Annotated in this window: 15 protein-coding genes; 4 read left to right on the top strand and 11 right to left on the bottom strand. The window is 74.3% G+C overall.

Annotation, left to right across the window (positions count from 1 at the left end):
• Positions 1-54: 54 nt before the first annotated feature.
• Both PVK74_RS08685 and PVK74_RS08680 read left to right on the top strand, forming a co-directional pair.
• Positions 55-972: a thioredoxin family protein gene (locus PVK74_RS08685; protein ID WP_113972942.1), complete on the top strand. Its 918-nt coding sequence runs from the start codon at positions 55-57 to the stop codon at positions 970-972.
• 22 nt (positions 973-994) lie between these two features.
• The gene (locus PVK74_RS08680) at positions 995-2,224 is read left to right on the top strand and encodes an epoxide hydrolase family protein (protein WP_274478767.1); all 1,230 of its coding nucleotides are present in this window, start codon (positions 995-997) and stop codon (positions 2,222-2,224) included.
• Positions 2,225-2,277: 53 nt separating this feature from the next.
• On the opposite strand, the gene PVK74_RS08675 is transcribed toward PVK74_RS08680, so the two are convergent.
• Positions 2,278-3,243 carry a golvesin C-terminal-like domain-containing protein gene (locus tag PVK74_RS08675; protein ID WP_030499177.1) on the bottom strand — a complete coding sequence of 322 codons (966 nt, stop codon included), beginning with the start codon at positions 3,241-3,243 and terminating at the stop codon, positions 2,278-2,280.
• Positions 3,243-3,395, bottom strand: a complete 153-nt coding sequence (locus PVK74_RS08670; protein ID WP_166456009.1) for a hypothetical protein — start codon at positions 3,393-3,395, stop codon at positions 3,243-3,245. Before PVK74_RS08670 ends, PVK74_RS08675 begins: the two co-directional genes overlap by 1 nt.
• Positions 3,396-3,605: 210 nt before the next feature.
• Here PVK74_RS08670 and PVK74_RS08665 point away from each other — a divergent pair, with 210 nt between their 5' ends.
• Positions 3,606-4,841, top strand: coding sequence for a glycoside hydrolase domain-containing protein (locus PVK74_RS08665; RefSeq protein WP_274478766.1), 1,236 nt, complete (start codon positions 3,606-3,608; stop codon positions 4,839-4,841).
• Positions 4,842-4,896: 55 nt separating this feature from the next.
• Here PVK74_RS08665 and PVK74_RS08660 read toward each other — a convergent pair whose 3' ends face one another.
• Positions 4,897-5,787, bottom strand: a complete 891-nt coding sequence (locus tag PVK74_RS08660) for an SGNH/GDSL hydrolase family protein (protein ID WP_043323357.1) — start codon at positions 5,785-5,787, stop codon at positions 4,897-4,899.
• Positions 5,788-6,198: 411 nt separating this feature from the next.
• On the opposite strand from PVK74_RS08660, the gene PVK74_RS08655 reads away from it, so the two are divergent.
• Positions 6,199-7,272: a hypothetical protein gene (locus PVK74_RS08655; RefSeq protein WP_274478765.1), complete on the top strand. Its 1,074-nt coding sequence runs from the start codon at positions 6,199-6,201 to the stop codon at positions 7,270-7,272.
• A gap of 63 nt (positions 7,273-7,335) precedes the next feature.
• Here the strand turns inward: PVK74_RS08655 and PVK74_RS08650 are convergent, their stop codons facing one another.
• The 8 genes from PVK74_RS08650 to PVK74_RS08615 all read right to left on the bottom strand — a co-directional run bounded on the left by PVK74_RS08650 (position 7,336) and on the right by PVK74_RS08615 (position 15,674).
• The gene (locus tag PVK74_RS08650; RefSeq protein ID WP_274478764.1) at positions 7,336-9,189 is read right to left on the bottom strand and encodes an AfsR/SARP family transcriptional regulator; all 1,854 of its coding nucleotides are present in this window, start codon (positions 9,187-9,189) and stop codon (positions 7,336-7,338) included.
• Positions 9,190-9,290: 101 nt separating this feature from the next.
• On the bottom strand, positions 9,291-10,247 hold the full coding sequence (locus tag PVK74_RS08645; protein ID WP_043323360.1) for a Gfo/Idh/MocA family protein: 957 nt from the start codon (positions 10,245-10,247) through the stop codon (positions 9,291-9,293).
• On the bottom strand, positions 10,231-11,076 hold the full coding sequence (locus PVK74_RS08640; RefSeq protein WP_064445640.1) for an inositol monophosphatase family protein: 846 nt from the start codon (positions 11,074-11,076) through the stop codon (positions 10,231-10,233). Before PVK74_RS08640 ends, PVK74_RS08645 begins: the two co-directional genes overlap by 17 nt.
• Positions 11,073-11,606 carry a flavin reductase family protein gene (locus tag PVK74_RS08635; RefSeq protein ID WP_113972936.1) on the bottom strand — a complete coding sequence of 178 codons (534 nt, stop codon included), beginning with the start codon at positions 11,604-11,606 and terminating at the stop codon, positions 11,073-11,075. Before PVK74_RS08635 ends, PVK74_RS08640 begins: the two co-directional genes overlap by 4 nt.
• Positions 11,603-13,096 (bottom strand): amino acid adenylation domain-containing protein, encoded by a 1,494-nt coding sequence (locus PVK74_RS08630; protein WP_113972935.1) that lies wholly within the window; start codon positions 13,094-13,096, stop codon positions 11,603-11,605. The genes PVK74_RS08635 and PVK74_RS08630 overlap by 4 nt, the downstream gene beginning before the upstream one ends.
• 61 nt (positions 13,097-13,157) lie before the next feature.
• A complete protein-coding gene (locus tag PVK74_RS08625) occupies positions 13,158-14,270 on the bottom strand; it encodes an acyl-CoA dehydrogenase family protein (RefSeq protein ID WP_113972934.1) in 1,113 nt (370 codons plus the stop codon).
• On the bottom strand, positions 14,263-15,423 hold the full coding sequence (locus tag PVK74_RS08620) for an acyl-CoA dehydrogenase family protein (protein ID WP_274478763.1): 1,161 nt from the start codon (positions 15,421-15,423) through the stop codon (positions 14,263-14,265). The genes PVK74_RS08625 and PVK74_RS08620 overlap by 8 nt, the downstream gene beginning before the upstream one ends.
• Positions 15,420-15,674 carry a phosphopantetheine-binding protein gene (locus PVK74_RS08615; protein WP_064445644.1) on the bottom strand — a complete coding sequence of 85 codons (255 nt, stop codon included), beginning with the start codon at positions 15,672-15,674 and terminating at the stop codon, positions 15,420-15,422. The genes PVK74_RS08620 and PVK74_RS08615 overlap by 4 nt, the downstream gene beginning before the upstream one ends.
• Positions 15,675-15,678 lie beyond the last annotated feature (4 nt).

Here is a 15,678-nt window from a genome sequence, read left to right as displayed (position 1 = left end):
CGAAACCGTGCCGTCCGGGTAACCGCCGACGGTCCGCCGAGGAAGGGGTCCCGCATGACCGGTGCTTCGCGTGACGACCTTGCCGTGGCGACCCGGCTGCCGCCGATCGACGTCCGCCGGTGGGTGAACTCCGCGCCGCTGACGCCGGAGGAGCTGCGCGGGCGCGTGGTTCTGGTCGACGTCTGGGAGTACACCTGCGTGAACTGGATCCGCACCGCCCCGTACGTGCGGGCGTGGCACCGCGACTACCGGGATCTGGGGCTCACGGTGATCGGCGCGCACGCGCCGGAGTTCGCCTTCGGCCGGCTCGCGGAGAACATCGACCGGGCGGTCCGCGACCACGGTCTCACCTACCCGATCGCGATCGACGACGACTACACGTTCTGGCGCGCGCTGCGCAACGACGCCTGGCCCGCGCGGTACCTCTTCGACGCCGACGGGCGGCTGGCCGACCGCTGGGTCGGCGAGGGCGGCTACGACCGCACCGAGACGGAGATCCGGCGGCTGGTCGAGTCCGCCGCGCCCGGGACCGCGCTGCCGCCGGTCACCCCGGAGGTGACAGCGTTCGTGACGAGCCGGCAGCCCACGTACGCGGGGATCACCCCGGAGACCTATCTCGGCGCCGAGCGGGGCGTGCCCGGCACGTACGCGCTCACCGGCGACTGGCGGGTCGAGGGCGAGTACGTCGAGGTCGCGGGCGGCCACGCCGAACTGGTCCTGCCGTTCACCGCCGGGGAGGTGAACCTGGTGGCCGACCCCGGACCGGCGGGACCGGCCGGGGTTCGCGTGCTGCTGGACGGGAAACCGGCCGCTGACGCGCGCGGCGCCGACGTGGACCCGGACAGCCGGGTCGTCGTCGACCGGGCGGCCATGATCCGGCTGGTCGACGGCGCGCCGCCGGGGGAGCACCGGCTCACCCTGCGCGCCGAGCGGCCCGGTCTCCGCGCGTACGTCTTCACGTTCGGTCCCTGACCCGACCCGAGGAGGACAACCCGTGGCCGTCAAGACCCTGACGCCGACGCGTACCGGCGCCGACATCCGCGAGTTCCGCGTCGACGTGCCGGAGGCGGACCTGCAGGACCTGCGGACCCGGCTCGCGGCCACCCGGTGGCCAGAGCGCCAGACGGTGGACGACCAGTCCCAGGGTGTGCCGCTGGAGACCAGCCAGGCGCTGGCCCGGTACTGGGCGACCGAGTACGACTGGCGCAAGGTCGAGGCGCGGCTCAACGACCTGCCGAACTTCGTCACCGAGATCGACGGCCTGGACATCCACTTCATCCACGTCCGGTCCCGGCACGACGACGCGCTGCCGCTGATCGTCACTCACGGGTGGCCGGGATCGGTGATCGAGCAGCTGAAGATCATCGGCCCGCTCACCGACCCGACCGCGCACGGCGGCCGCGCCTCGGACGCGTTCCACCTGGTGATCCCGTCGATGCCCGGCTACGGCTTCTCCGGCAAGCCGGACGGGCCCGGCTGGGACCCGCAGCACATCGCCCGCGCCTGGACCGAGCTGATGCGGCGGCTGGGTTACACCCGGTTCGTGGCCCAGGGCGGCGACTGGGGCGCGCTGATCACCGACATGCTCGGCGTGCAGGCGCCGCCGGAGCTGGCCGGCATCCACACGAACATGCCGTGCGTGGTGCCGCCGGACATCGACGCGCTGCTGCAACGCGGCATCACCGGCGTGAACAACCCCCTCGCGGAGCTGCCGGCCGGGCTCTCGGACGAGGAGCGGGCCGCCTGCGAGCGGATCGACTTCTTCTGGAAGCACTCCGCGTACGCGCTGATCATGACGACCCGCCCGGAGACGCTGACGGCGCTCGCCGACTCGCCGGCCGGGCTGGCGACGTTCATGCTCGACCACGACGCAGCCAGCCTGGATCTGATCTGCGCCGCCTTCGCCGGCCGGCCCGGCGGCCTGAGCCGCGACGACATCCTGGACAACGTCACGCTCTACTGGCTGACCAACACCGGCGTGTCCTCGGCCCGGCTGTACGCGCAGAACGCGCTGTCGTTCTTCGCCGCGAAGGGCGTCCGGGTGCCGGCCGCGGTGAGCCAGTTCCCGGACGAGATCCTGCTCGCGCCGCGCAGCTGGGCGGAGCGGGCGTACCCGAACCTGATCCACTACAACCAGCTGGACCGGGGTGGGCACTTCGCCGCCTGGGAGCAGCCGGAGTTGTTCGCGCTGGAGATGCGGGCGGCCTTCCGCTCGCTGCGCTGACTGCCGGGACGGATGCGGCCGGGTGGGATGTCCATCCGGCCGCGTCCGCGGATTCAGACCTCGGTCAGCCGGACCGCGTCGGCGATGACCAGGCCGGCGGCGGAGCTCCACCGGCTGACCGCCACCCGGTTGGCGTCCCCGGCCGGCAGCGTGAACGTGCCGAGTGAGCGCCACTGCCCGCCGGTCGCCCGCTGGTCGACGGTGACCGTCCGGTTGCCGGTGGTGGTGGCGACGATGTACGGCGTGGCCGCGTTGTAGCCCGCGTTCGCCGGCCACCACGCGTCGACCCGGTAGTTGCCGGTACGGGGGACGTTGAACTTGTACCAGGCGGCGTCGCTCGCGGCGACCGGGTCCGCGTACCGGTAGTCGGCGCCGTAGCGCTGCCCGGAGTAGGTCGAGGTGCCCCAGTTGGCGCTGGCGGTGAACCGGCCCGCGGTGGCGTTGTCCACCGTCGACGTCCAGCCGGTGCCGCCGCCGGCCATCTTGGCGGCCACGTCGGCGCGCATCGTGTTCAGGTCGATGAAGGACGGGTCGATCTTGCCGGTGGTGCTGGTCTCCCGGTGCCCCCGGGCGTAGCTGGAGTCCCGGCCGAGCCGCTTGAGCACGGCGGCGGTGGCCGCGATGCTCGCGTTGTACTGGGCGGTGGTCATCCGCTGGTCGACGCCGTTGTAGTCGATCTCCCAGCCGATCATCAGGGTGTTGCCGTCGCCGGCCGGGATCGGGCCGCTGCCGCCGCTGGTGCCGGCGTGGTTGCACCGGCCGGCCGAGATCACGTGGAACACGCCGTGGTAGTCCACGAGCGCCTGGCAGAGCGGGCCGGGCAGGTCGGAGCGGCCGTTGATGCAGATGTTCAGCGCCGGGTGCGGGTTGGTGGCGCTGGACGTGGCGGCGGTGTGGTGCCAGAGCACGCCGATCGGGTCGAACGAGCCGGAGCGCATCCGGTTGAGCCAGTCGCCCTCGACCACCACCTGCACGCCGGCGGCCCGCAGCACGTCAACGAGCCAGGGAATGGTGGCCATCACTGCTCCCGGAGCAGGTCGGCGAGGCACTCGGCCTTCGGCGCGGCGTGCGCCGTACCGGGACGGACGGCCACCACGAGGGCGGCGGCCGCCAGGGCGGGTACGCCGAGCAGACCTCGGCGTCGCAGACGGGGGGATCGTGACGTGGGCATGGCGCTCCTCGGGTGACGGCGCAGTATCGATCGACGCTCGTGAGTGTGGGCACGCTATCCCGGCGTCGGGCGCTCTGTCGATACCCTTCAATGATCGTTTCCATTGTGAAAACTTTCGCCACCGCCATCTGTCGTCGTTCGTCGATGCGTGGTAGAAATCCTGCCCAAGTCTCGCCGTCGAGCGAGGAATCCTTCACAGGAGGGGCGCCGATGAGAGCGTTCGTCACGGCCCTGACACTTCTCGTTGTGGCCGCGGCCGCGGCCCCGGCCACCGCGGCCGCCCCGGCCGCGGCCGCCGCCACTGTCGCCGCGGTCGGCCCGCAGCCCGGCACCTTCACCGGCAAGGGCTTCGACACGTGCACCGCGCCGTCGCAGGCCGCGATGGACGCCTGGCTGACCGCCTCGCCGTACCGCGCGGTCGGCGTCTACATCAGCGGCGCCAGCCGCACGTGCGCCCAGCCCAACCTGACCGCGACCTGGGTCGCCGACCAGACCCGCAAGGGCTGGCGGCTGATCCCGATCGAGCTGGGCTACCAGGCGCCGTGCGGCACCCGTACGCCGAAGATGTCCGCCGACCCGGCCACCGCCCGCGGGCAGGGCCGGACCGCGGCGGACAGCGCGGTCGCCGCCGCGACGGCGCTCGGCATCGGCGCGGGCAGCACGCTCTACAACGACATCGAGCAGTACCCGTCGAACGCGAGCTGCCGGGCCGCCGTGCTCTCCTTCCTCTCCGGCTGGGTCGAGCGGCTGCACACGCGCGGTTACCTCGCCGGCATGTACTCCAGCGGATCCTCCGGCATCACCGACGTCTGCGCCGCCTACGACGACACCCGGTACCTGCGCCTGGACCAGATCTGGATCGCCTGGTGGAACGGCGTCGCGGACACCGACGGGGGCACGTACTGCGCCGACGACCGCTACGCCGACCAGCAGCGCCTGCACCAGTACGCCGGGGACGTCACCGAGACGTGGGGCGGCGTGACCATGAAGATCGACCGCAACTACCTGGACGTACGGGCCGGCACCCCGCCCGCGACGTGGAGCGTCACGGTCGACAACGCCACGTCGGGCGGGTTCAGCGCGGGCGCGGCCTGGGGCGCCTCCGCGTACTCCGGGCAGCGCTACGGCGCCGACTACCGCTTCGCCACGCCGGTGGCGGCCAGCGACGTGGCCTGGTTCCGGGCGAGCCTGCCCGCGACCGGCGCCTACGAGGTGTCGGTGTGGTACCCGGCCGACCCCGGCTACAACGACCGCACCCCGTACCTGGTCGCCACCACGACCGGCAACCGGTCGGTGGCGGTCGACCAGCGCACCGGCGGCGGACGCTGGGTCTCGCTCGGTGTGTTCACGCTCGCCGCCGGCGCCGGGGACAAGGTCGGGGTGAGCCGCTGGAGCGCCGGGACCGGGTACGTGGTCGCCGACGCGGTCCGTATCACCCGGGTGTGAGCCCGCGGGCCGTGAGCCGGTTCCGCCTCGGCGGGGCCGGCTCACGGCGTCCGGGTCAGCTCAGGTGCGCCAGCAGGGCGGTGGCCATGCCCTGCTCACCGCGGGCGTTCGGGTGGAACGGCGCGGCCGAGTTCTGCGGCACCAGCCCCTCCACCCAGCGGGTGCCGCTGCTCTTGCACGCGTCCCGGCCGATCGACGGGGTGTAGACGTCGGCGTAGCTGGCCCCGCCCGCCGCCGCGGTGTCGGCGAGCATCGTGTTGAGCGCCTTCTGGACGCCGCGCAGGTACGGCACGTCCTGGTAGGCGATCGGCACCACCGGCCAGCAGCCGTACCCGCTGTCGGGCAGGATCGCCGGATAGCCGAGCACCACCACGCGCGCGTTCGGCGCGGCCTGGCGGACCGCCCGCAGCACGGCCGTCACCTTCGGCGCGGCGGCGGCGATCCGGGCCCGCAACTGGTCGGTGCCGCCCGCGGTGAACCGGTCCTTGCAGGGCGACCCGAGCGGGCTGCTCACGCTCGCCTCGGCGCAGTCGCCGATGATGCCGGAGAAGCCGATGTCGTTGCCGCCGATCTGGACCGTGACCAGCGCCGTGCTGGCGGTGACCGCGTTGACCTGCGGTGGCAGCGCGATGCCCAGCGCGCCGTCGCCGCCGTACAGGATGTCCTCGGTGGTGGCCCCGGAGCAGCTCACGTCGGTGAACGACGACGAACCGGCGGACGCCGCGACCAGGGACGGGTAGTTGCGGTTGGAGCGCAGGCAGTTCAGGTCGACCTGGGTGGGCACGAGCGGGGCGGAGGTGTAGGAGTCGCCGAGCGCCACGTACCGCCCGGTGGGCGCGGCGGCGACGGCGGGCGCGGTGGCCGCGAGCAGCACGCCGGCGGTGGCGGCGGCGACCGCGGCGAGTCTGGTGGCGGTCCGCATCAGCGGCAGGCGGGGACGGTTCATGGGGCCCTCCCGGAGGGGTCCTGGTGGTGGTGCTGGGATTCTGTCCACGCCTATGGCGCACGTCAATATAGACAGGGCTCACTAAAGCGTGTCCCGGGATGTGGTCCGGCACTGCCTGGTGGAGGGTCGCCGACGCGGCCTCAGGTGTTGTGTGCGTCACACTTTTCGGCGTCCCCGGAGTCGGGTGCCGGGAGCCCGTAGACGGGTCGATTCGTTGCGGCGCAACGCTCCCCGGCACTGTCACTCCTGGTGGGTGGGCCGGGGCCGGATTCGCGGAGGCACGCACCGGAGCCACCCCGGCACGGCTGGTGAGCGACCGATCGAACGTCGGCGATCCCGGATTTGCGGCCGTCATTACGCTGCGAAGTGGTTGATCGCCGGAACCACGGACGACAGGTGGAAGAACCTCAGATGAGTGACAATCACCCTCCCTACGGAGGCTATCCGGACCCGAACGCCGGAGCGTGGGGCAACCAGCCCGACCCGAACGCCCCGTACGGTGCGCAGCCGGCCTCCGGCGCGCCCTACGGCTCGCCGCCGGCGTCAGGTGCCCCCTACGGTTCGCAGCCGGCGTCGGGCGCGCCCTACGGCGCCCAGCCGGCCTCCGGCGCACCGTACGGCGCCCAGCCCGCTTCCGGCGCGCCCTACGGATCGCAGCCGGCCTCCGGCGCGCCGTACGGGGCGCCGCAGCCCGCGGTGTCGTACGCGGGGCAGGCCGGCTTCCCGCCGCCGGCCGCGCCCTACGCGCCCGGCACGCCCCAGGGCGGCGGCGGCAAGAGCAAGGGGCTGATCGTCGGCCTCGCCGCCGGTGCGGTGACGCTGACGCTGCTCTGCTGCGGCGGCGGGCTCGCCTACGTCGCCTTCAACGGCGACGAGGAGGACCCGAAGCCGGTCGCCTCCGGCAGCGCCACCCCCGGGCCGGACGGCAGTCCGTCCGCGACCCCCAGCGCTGACGGGCCGGAGTCGCCCGGGCCGGACGGTCCCACCAACAACGACGCGATCACCGCGCGGTACGCCAGCGAGATGTCGGCGGTCTGCGACGGGGGGCCGATCCTCAACGCCGCCCCGTACACCGCGCCGGCGGGCTCGAAGGCGTACGTCTTCTCCAACTCCCCGGACCGGCCGACGTTCTGGTCGCAGAAGACGATCAGCTCGGCCAAGCCGTACTACGCCAAGTCGGCGGACTTCGCCACCGTGTCCGTCATCGGCTGCCTCAAGATGGTCGAGGGCAGCGAGGGCACGCCGAAGAAGTGCCAGTACAAGAACAGCGAGGACAAGGTCGTCACCGTCGACTACATCTCCTCGCGGTACACGCTGACGTTCCACGCCGCCAAGACCGCCGAGAAGGTCGGTGACGGCGGCACGGTGAACGCTCCGGCCGCCCGCTGCCCGAGCTTCATCTCCTACAACAAGGTGACGATGAAGTCGTACGCGACGCCGGACAGCGGCACCATCGAGGCCGCGCTGGACCGCTTCCTCAAGTGAGGAGACCCGGATCGGGGTGTGCGCGTCGGCTGACCCGCACACCCCGATCCGGCTGCCGGCGGGTCAGGTGGCCGGCAACGGGCGGCCGTGCGCGTCCACACACTCGCGGGCGAAGAGCCGCAGCAGCTCCGGCAGGTGGAAGTGCTGGCCCGGATCGTCCGAGTCGACGGGCAGCAGCAGATTGTGCTGGACCAGGTGCTCCACCATCCGGTTGGCCTGCTGCCGGGGCAGGCGCAGGATCTCCACCGCGCTGGCCGGGGTGATGAACGAGCCGGCGCGGGCCAGCGCGCGCAGCGCCCGGCGGGCGTCGACGTCCAGCGCCTGGTAGCTGACCGAGAGGCTGTCGCGCACCGAGATGTCCCCGACGGCCAGCTCGGACAGCCGGTTCTCCTCGTCCTCCAGGTGCGCGGCGAAGCCGGGCAGGGCGACGTCGGGCTGGGTGACGAGCCGGCTGCCGACGATCCGCAGCGCCAGTGGCAACAGGTCGCAGGCCGCGGCGATCCGGCCGAACACCTCCGGTTGCTCACGTACCCGGCGCTCACCGGCGATCGTGGCCAGCAGTTCCACCGCGTCGGCGCGGTCGAGCGCGCCGAGCGTCAACCGCCAGCCGACGTCCAGGTCCAGCAGGCGCTGCCGGCTGTTGATCAGCACCAGGCTGCGGCCCGCGCCGGGCAGCAGCGGGCGCACCTGCTGCGCGCAGTGGACGTCGTCGATGATGAGCAGCAGCCGTCGGCCGGCGAGCGCGCACCGCAGCGCGGCGGAACGCTCCCGGATGTCCTCGGACACGTCGGCCAGCGGTACACCCAGCTCGACGAGCAGCTCCCTGATCAGTTCGCCGCTGCCGCGGGGTGTCTCGTCGCTGCTGTCGAAGCTGACGAAGAGCTGACCGTCGGGAAAGAGGTCGGCCAGGTCGTACCCGCTGGACACCGAGAACGACGACTTGCCGACGCCCGGCGCGCCGGACACGAGCACGACCCCGGCGTGCTCGTCGGCGCCGGCCGGGTCGGCGATCCCCTCGGCGATGGTGCGGAGCTGGCTGGCCGTGGTGTCCCGGCCGACCAGGGACGGCGGCTTCATCGGCAGGGCCTGCGGGCTCGGCGGCGGGCCGGGCGGCGCCGCGGGCCGGGCGCCGAGGGCCGCCGGCCAGCCGGACGGTGGTCGGACCTCGGCGGAGTCCCCGTCCAGCGCGGCCTGGAGGGCGCCCTGGAGGGTGGGACCGGGGTCGACGCCGAGCTCGTCGACGATGCCGCGCCGGGCCTGCTGGTACACGGCCAGCGCCTCGGCCACACGCCCCTCCAGCGTCAGCGCGGTCACCAGCTGCGCCTGCCGGCGTTCGTCGAGCGGCTCCTCGGCCACCATCCGGCGCAGCGACGGGATGACCCGGGCCGGTTGCCGCAGTCGCAGGCGCAGGTCGAACAGCTCGGTGGTGATCTCCCGGTGCTGCTCCCGCAGCGCCGTGACGGTCGCGCCCAGGTCGGTGCCCGGATCCGCCAGGTCCTCCAGCGGGGGCCCGCCCCACAGCTCGACCGCCTGGTCGAACAGCTCGGCGGCGACCTCCGGCCGGTCCCCCCGCGCGGCCCGGCGGGCGTCGTCGGTGAGACGCCGGAACCGCAGCAGGTCCAGCTCGTCCTCGTCGACCCGCAGGTGGTAGCCGGTGCCGTCGTGGACCAGCCGGTCGGCCGAGTCGCCGCCGCGGTCCAGCGCCTGCCGCAGCCGGTGTACGTACGTCCGCAGGTTGCGTACCGCCGACGCGGGCGGCGCGTCCGGCCACAGGCCGTCGACCAGCCGGGAGGTGGCGACCGTGCGCCCCGGGCTCAGCAGCAGCACGGCGAGCAGAAGGCGGGGCTTGGTGCCGGTGAGCGTGATCGGGTGATCGTCCACGTGAAGGGCCAGCGGGCCGAGGACACTGAACTGCATCGATGTATTCCCCCGCTCCGCAGGACCGTCCACAGTGTGGTGCACGGCTGGAATTCCCACCTTCGGCTGGGGAATACCTCGATCCCAGATGGTGCAAGTTGTCACCGATCGGTGTGTATCTCGTGACCCCGGGTGAGTTGCGCCGTCGCCCGGTGCGCCGCGTCGAGCACCGCCACCGCGTCCGCCACCCCGGCGCCCGCCGACCGGCCCGCGCGGACCAGCTCGGCGAAGTCCTCCGCCTGGCAGGCCAGGGCCGCGTACATGGTGGCGTCCCCGTCGGCCGGGTCGAGGAAGGTCAACCGCTCGTGGTCCCGGGTGCCGAACACCTCCACCGTCGCCATGTCGCCGCCTCGGTGGTGCCGGCCGAGCGAGACCAGCGCGGTACCGCCGCCGGACAGGCCGAGCAACGCCTGCGCGCTGTCCACGTCCCGGCCGCGTACCGCCGGGTCGGTGACCGGACCGGCGGGCTGCGCGGCGACCCGGTCGATCTCCTGCCCGGTCAGCCACCGGATCTGGTCGAACTCGTGCACGCCCATGTCCACGAAGATCCCGCCGCTGCCGGTGCGGAACGCCGCCGCCGGCGGCTCGCCGTCCCACTGCGACGCGGCCACGAACAGGACCTCGCCGAGCGCGCCGCCGGCGATCCGCTCGCGCAGCCGGCGCAGCTGCGGGACGAACCGCCGCCAGTAGGCGACCTGGAACGGGATCCCGGCGGCGGCGGCCACCCGCCCCGCCTGCGCGGCCCCGGCCGGGTCGAGCCCGGCCGGCTTCTCGCACAGCACCGGCAGCCCGGCCTCGGCGGCGGCCGCGACCAGCTCGCCGTGCCGGCCGGTGGGCGCGGTCACCAGGAGACCGTCCGGCGTGGCGTCCGCGAGCAGGTCCGCCACGCTCGGGTACGCGGGCAGCCCGGCCGCGGCGACCTCCGCCCGTGCCGCCGGAACCGGGTCGACCACGTGCCGGATCCGGACCGTCCGGTGGTCGGCCAGGGCCCGCAGGTGGTGGCGGCCCATCCGGCCCGCCCCCACAAGTGCCAGCCGGAACTCATCGCTGCCGGTCATCGTCGGTTCCCTTCTTCTCGTCGGCGTCGTCCGTACGGTCGGGGCTCAGCCAGCCGGCCAGCGCGGCCACGACGGCCGGCGCGCCGGTGGCCAGGACCGCCATCCCGTCGTGGCGCCACCGTCGGGTCACCCCACCGGCGGCCTCGACCAGCGCGGTGCCGGCCGCGACGTCCCACGGCGCGGGGTCGAAGCTGACGAACGCGTCCAGTTCCCCCCGGGCCACCGCCGCCAGGTCGCAGACCGTGGAGCCGGAGTTGCGCAGGTCGGCGACGAGGGGCGCGACGCCGACGAGCGACTGGTACGCCCGCCGCCGCGGGCCGGGCGCGTTCGGCACCGCGAACGCCACCAGGGCGTGCCCCGGCGCGGCCTCCCGGTCGACGGTGACCGGGACGTCGCCGTCGAGCGCGCCGTCGCCGTCGAGCACCAGGCAGGCGCCGGTTGCCGGTTGCAGGATGGTGGCGGCGACCACCTGGCCGTCGCCGTCGTCGCAGCCGGTCGCCACCGCGATGCTCACCGCGTAGCGGCTCGCCCCGTGGCTGAAGTTCAGCGTGCCGTCGAGCGGGTCGACGATCCAGCGCAGGCCGGAGCAGCCGGCGCTGAGCCCGGACTCCTCGGCCAGGACGGCGTCCTGCGGCCGGTCGCGGGCGAGCAGGTCGAGGATGGCCCGTTCGCTGGCGTGGTCGGCGGTGGTCACCGGGTCCTGCGCCGCCCCGCCCTTGTGCATGGTCCGGAAACCCTGGCTCCGTGCCTCGCGGATCGCGTCCGCCCCGGCCCGCGCGGCGCGCAGGCTCAGGTGGCGCAGGTCGCCGGGAGCGGCGCCGATGCTCATCGCGCCACCTGCGCTTCCGCCGGTGCGGCGACCCGCGCGTAGTGGCCGTCCACGAACAGCAGCGGTGGGGTCGGCCGGAGCAGGCCGGCGGAGCGGACCGCGCCGATCAGCACGGCGTGGTCACCGGCCGGGTCGGCGGAGACGGCCTCGCAGCCGAAGTACGCCACCCCGTCGGTCAGGCGCGGGCAGCCGGTCGCCCGCTCCGCGTCGTAGGTGACACCGGTGAAGCCGTCGGCGCCGCTGGGCCGTCCCCGGCTGGCGAACCAGGCCGCCTCCGCGCGCTGGTCGTCGGCGAGCACCGTCACCGCGAAGCGCCCGGTACGCCGGACCGCGCCGAGCAGCCGGCAGTCCCGCCGCAGGCAGACCAGCAGCATCCGGGGCGACAGCGACACGGTGGTGAAGGAGTTGACCGTCATGCCCACCGGGCCGTCGGGTCCGACGGCCGTCGCCACCGCCACTCCGGTGGCGAACCGCCCGGCCACCGAACGGAACACCCCTTCCTGCTCGTGTCCGTCTCCTGTCCCGGTCATCGTCGTTCTCCTCTCGTCGCGCTGCCGACCAGGTCGGCGGTCCGGCGCCGGTCGGTCTTGCCGTTGGCGTTCGTGGGAAGCGCGGCCACGTGGTGGATCCGGGCCGGCACCATGTAGCCGGGCAGCCGGTCCGCGCACCGGCGGGTCAACTCGGCGGTGATCCCGGCGGCGCCGGTGTAGACGGCGCGCAGGGCGACGTCGGCGCCCGCGCCGAACGCCAGCACCACCGCGTCCTGCACCCCCGGATGGCCGCGCAGCACCATTTCGATCTCGCCGAGTTCGATCCGGTAGCCGCGCAGCTTCACCTGGTCGTCCAGGCGGCCGTGGTGCACGAGCGTGCCGTGCTCGCGGCGGACCCGGTCCCCGGTGCGGTAGTACCGGCGACCGGCGTACGTGACGAACCGGTCCTCGTCGTCGGCCGGGTCGAGGTAGCCGTCGAACCGCTGCGGCCCGTGCACGCACAGCTCGCCGTCGTCACCGCCGACGGTGCCGTCCTCGCCGCGCAGGATCGCGTCGAGCCCGGGGTGCGCGTCACCGATCGGCACGGTGCCGTTCGAGGTGGCCGGCCAGTCCGCCGGATCCGCAGGCAGCCGGTGACCGGTGCAGGTCACGGTCAGCTCGGTGGGACCGTAGAGGTTCTCCACCACGCTGCCCGGCGCCGCCGCCGCCCACGCCCGCGCCTGCTCCAGCGTCAGCGCCTCGCCGGCGAAGAGGCTGTGCCGCAGACCCGGCATGGCGCCGGGGGAGAGCATCCGCATCCGGCGGGCCAGCGAGACCACCGAGGGCACCGAGAACCAGTGCGTGATCCGTCGTTCGTTGACGAACCGCACCGGCGTCAGCACCTCGTCGGGCTGCGGCACCACGAGCGTGGCGCCGCCGCCCCAGGCGACGAACATGTCGAAGACGGACGGGTCGAAGGTCAGGTCGAAGGTCTGCGACAGCCGGTCGCCCGGGCCGACCGGGTAGCGGTCCCGGCAGCACGTGAGGAACGCGTCGACGTTGCGGTGCCGGATCGGCACGCCCTTGGGCCGCCCGGTCGAGCCGGAGGTGAACAGCAGGTACGCCACGTCGTCCGGCGCCACCGGGGCGGCCGGCGGCGGGACGCCCGGCGCGCCGTCGAGGCGTACGGTCACGACGTCGCCCGCGACCTGCGCCGCCGTCGCGGCGCCGGCGTCGTCGACCACCAGCGCGTCCACCCCCGCGTCCCGGCACAGCCGGGCGGTGCGGGCCGGTGGGAAGGCCGGGTTGAGCGGCACCACCACCGCTCCGGCGCGCAGCGCGGCCAGATAACCGGCGTACGCGGGCAGGCTGCGGGCGGCCAGCAGGCCGACCGCGCGCGGGCGTCGGCCCACCTCGGTGTGGATCCGGCCGGCGAGGCCGTCGGCGAGGTCGCGCAGCCGGCGGTAGGTCACCGGCTCCCCGCCGACCTCCAGCGCGACCGCCTCCGGCACCCGTGCCGCGGTTCGCTCGAACCACTGGTAGAGACTCACGGCGTTGCTCCCTTCGCTGTGCTGTCGTCGATCGGCGTCCCGCCGCCACCGCGGGACGCCCTCAGGTCACCGCGCCGGCCAGCTCGTCGGCGTGGTCGGCGATGCCGGCGAGCATCGCTCCGGTTGCTCCACCGGCGATGCCGAACATGGCCGCCTCGGTGCGCAGCTGCGCCTCCCCGCCGTCGCGGAACGCGTCCGCGCCGCGCAGGCGCACCGCCTCGGCGGCGACCCGGTCCACGGTCTCGGCGGCGCTGACCTTGAGCAGCATCCCGGTGACCGCGGACGGGACGGCCGCCGGCGCGTCCAGCAGCGGCGCGCACAGCGCGTCGAGCTGGTGCGTGGCGACCAGGCACCGGGCGTACCGCTCGCGGACCGCCGGGCGGTCCCACAGCGTGCCCGCCCCGGCCGGCCGGCGCCGCAGCCAGTCGCGCAGGCCCGCCAGCATCCGGTGGCACATCGCCCGGGCCCACAGCGCCCCGGCGACCCGTTCGACGCCGACCTGCCGGGCGAACCCGGCCAGCGCCCGGCCGGGGCGGCCAAGTACGGCGTCCGGGGCCAGCGCCACGCCGGCGAAGCGCAGGTGGCCCACACCGGACCCGGCGAACGCCCGGCCGGCGGATCCGACTGTCACGCCGGGCGCGTCGGCCGGCGCCAGCACCCAGCAGAAGCTGGTGAAGTGCCGCGCCTCGCGGTGCCGGGCCAGCACCAGCGCCGCGTCGCAGCTCGTCGCGTTGGTGATCCAGTCCTTGCCACCGTCCAGGACGGCGCCGTCGTCGCCCAGCTTCACCCGGGTCGTGGCGTCGAGCAGGTCCGATCCCGACCCGGCGGCGTCGGTGACGGCCAGCGCCACCACGGTCTCGCCGCGCAGCATCCCGCGTCGCGCGCGCTCGGCCGGCCCGGTCGCGCCGGCCAGCAGCGGCAGCACCGTGGCGACCTGGACGCAGACCGACAGCGTCACGCCGAGCGGGCACCGGGCGTCCAGCTCGGTGAGCAGGGCCGACAGCCGCCGGGGGTCGGGCTGGACGCCGTCGGCGTAGAGCGCCTCGATGGTCCCGGCGGCGCCCAGCGCGCGCCACACCGCACCCGGGTCGGTGGGGTCCACGCCGGACAGCGCGGCGCCCGCCGGGGCGGCGTGGTCCCCGGCCGACGTCGGTGTCGCCCTCGGCTCAGGCAAGACGCACCCCCGGGTCGCGCAGTGACAGCGCCCCGTTCGCCAGGCGCAGCCGGTCGTTCGCGTAGTTCAGCGAGGCCGAGCGCAGATCCCGGAACGTGCGCTCCAGCGCCAGCGGCGAGTCGGTCAGGTAGCCGTGGCGCAGGCCCGCCAGCTCGACCAGTTCGTGCGCGGCGGCGAAGGACTCCTCGGCCGCGCGGATCTTCAGCGTGTTGAGCAGCAGTTGCACCGGCGCCGCCGACATGTCCGGCGCGTCGGTGACCACCGAGACGGTGTGCCGCAGCAGCGCGTGCGCCGCGTCCAGCCGGGCCCGGATCCCGGCCAGCCGCAGCAGCACCAGCTCGGAGGAGGGGGCGAACTGCCGCCGTCCCGCCTCGCTGCGGGCGTGCCGCAGCACCCGGGCGTACGCGCCGGCCGCCGCCCCGATCCAGGCCGCCGCCCAGCCGACGTGCGCCAGCGGCGCGAAGACAGTGGTGGCGATCTCCCGGAACCCGCCGTGTTCGCCGATCACCTGCCACTGCGGCACCGCGCCGCGCAGCCGCATCGGGACGCTGTGCGTGGCCCGCATGCCCAGCGGACGCCACCCGCCGGTGACCTCGACCTCCACCTGGTCCCGGTCGGCGTAGACCAGGTCCACCTGGGCCGCCGAGCCGGCGCCCGGGGCGCGGGTGGTGATCAGGAAGGCGTCCGCGTACGGGCCGCCGGTGACGATCGGGGCCTGCCGGTCGACGCGCAGCATCTCGCCGTCGTGCTCCAGCGCCGACTCTGCGGTCAGCAGGTGACCGCCCTTGCCGGCCTCGGTGGTGACCGAGCCGAGATACCGCTCGCCCCGGGCCACCGACGGCAGCACCTCGGCGCGCAGCTTCTCCCCGCCGTACGCGGTGATCGCGGCGACCTGCTGGCAGTGCATGGCGAAGACCATCGCCACCGACATGTCCACCCGGCCCAGTGCCAGCGTGACGTCGACCAGGTCCGGCAGCGTCCCGCCGGCGCCGCCCTCGGCTTCGGGGACCAGCAGCCCCAGCAGCCCGGTACGACGCATGGCGTCCAGCGCCTCGGTGGGGAAGGCCGCGGTCTCGTCGGCCTCCCGGGCGTGCTCCGCCGCGATCTCGGCGACGGTCTCGACGGCCGGGGCGTACCCGGCGACGGCCGTCATCGGGAACCACCGCCGACCGGTGTGCGCAGCTCCTCGACCACGCCCCACAGCCCGCCGGCGGTGGCGAACGTGGAGTCGACCAGCTTGTCGTCGGGCACGGCGACCCCGAACGTCTCCTCGATGGCGAACAGCAGCTCGATCTCGCGCATGGAGTCCAGGCCGAGGTCGCGCAGCCGGGCGTCCTCGGTGATCTCCTCCTTGCCGGCGAACTTGAGGAACGGCCGGAGCAGCTCGGTGAATTCGGTGTTCATGACG

It is taken from the genome of Micromonospora chalcea, assembly GCF_028768405.1.
Lineage (GTDB): Bacteria > Actinomycetota > Actinomycetes > Mycobacteriales > Micromonosporaceae > Micromonospora > Micromonospora chalcea.
The sequence above is the reverse complement of the archived record's forward strand: the minus strand, read 5'-3'. Positions and strand labels throughout refer to the sequence as shown.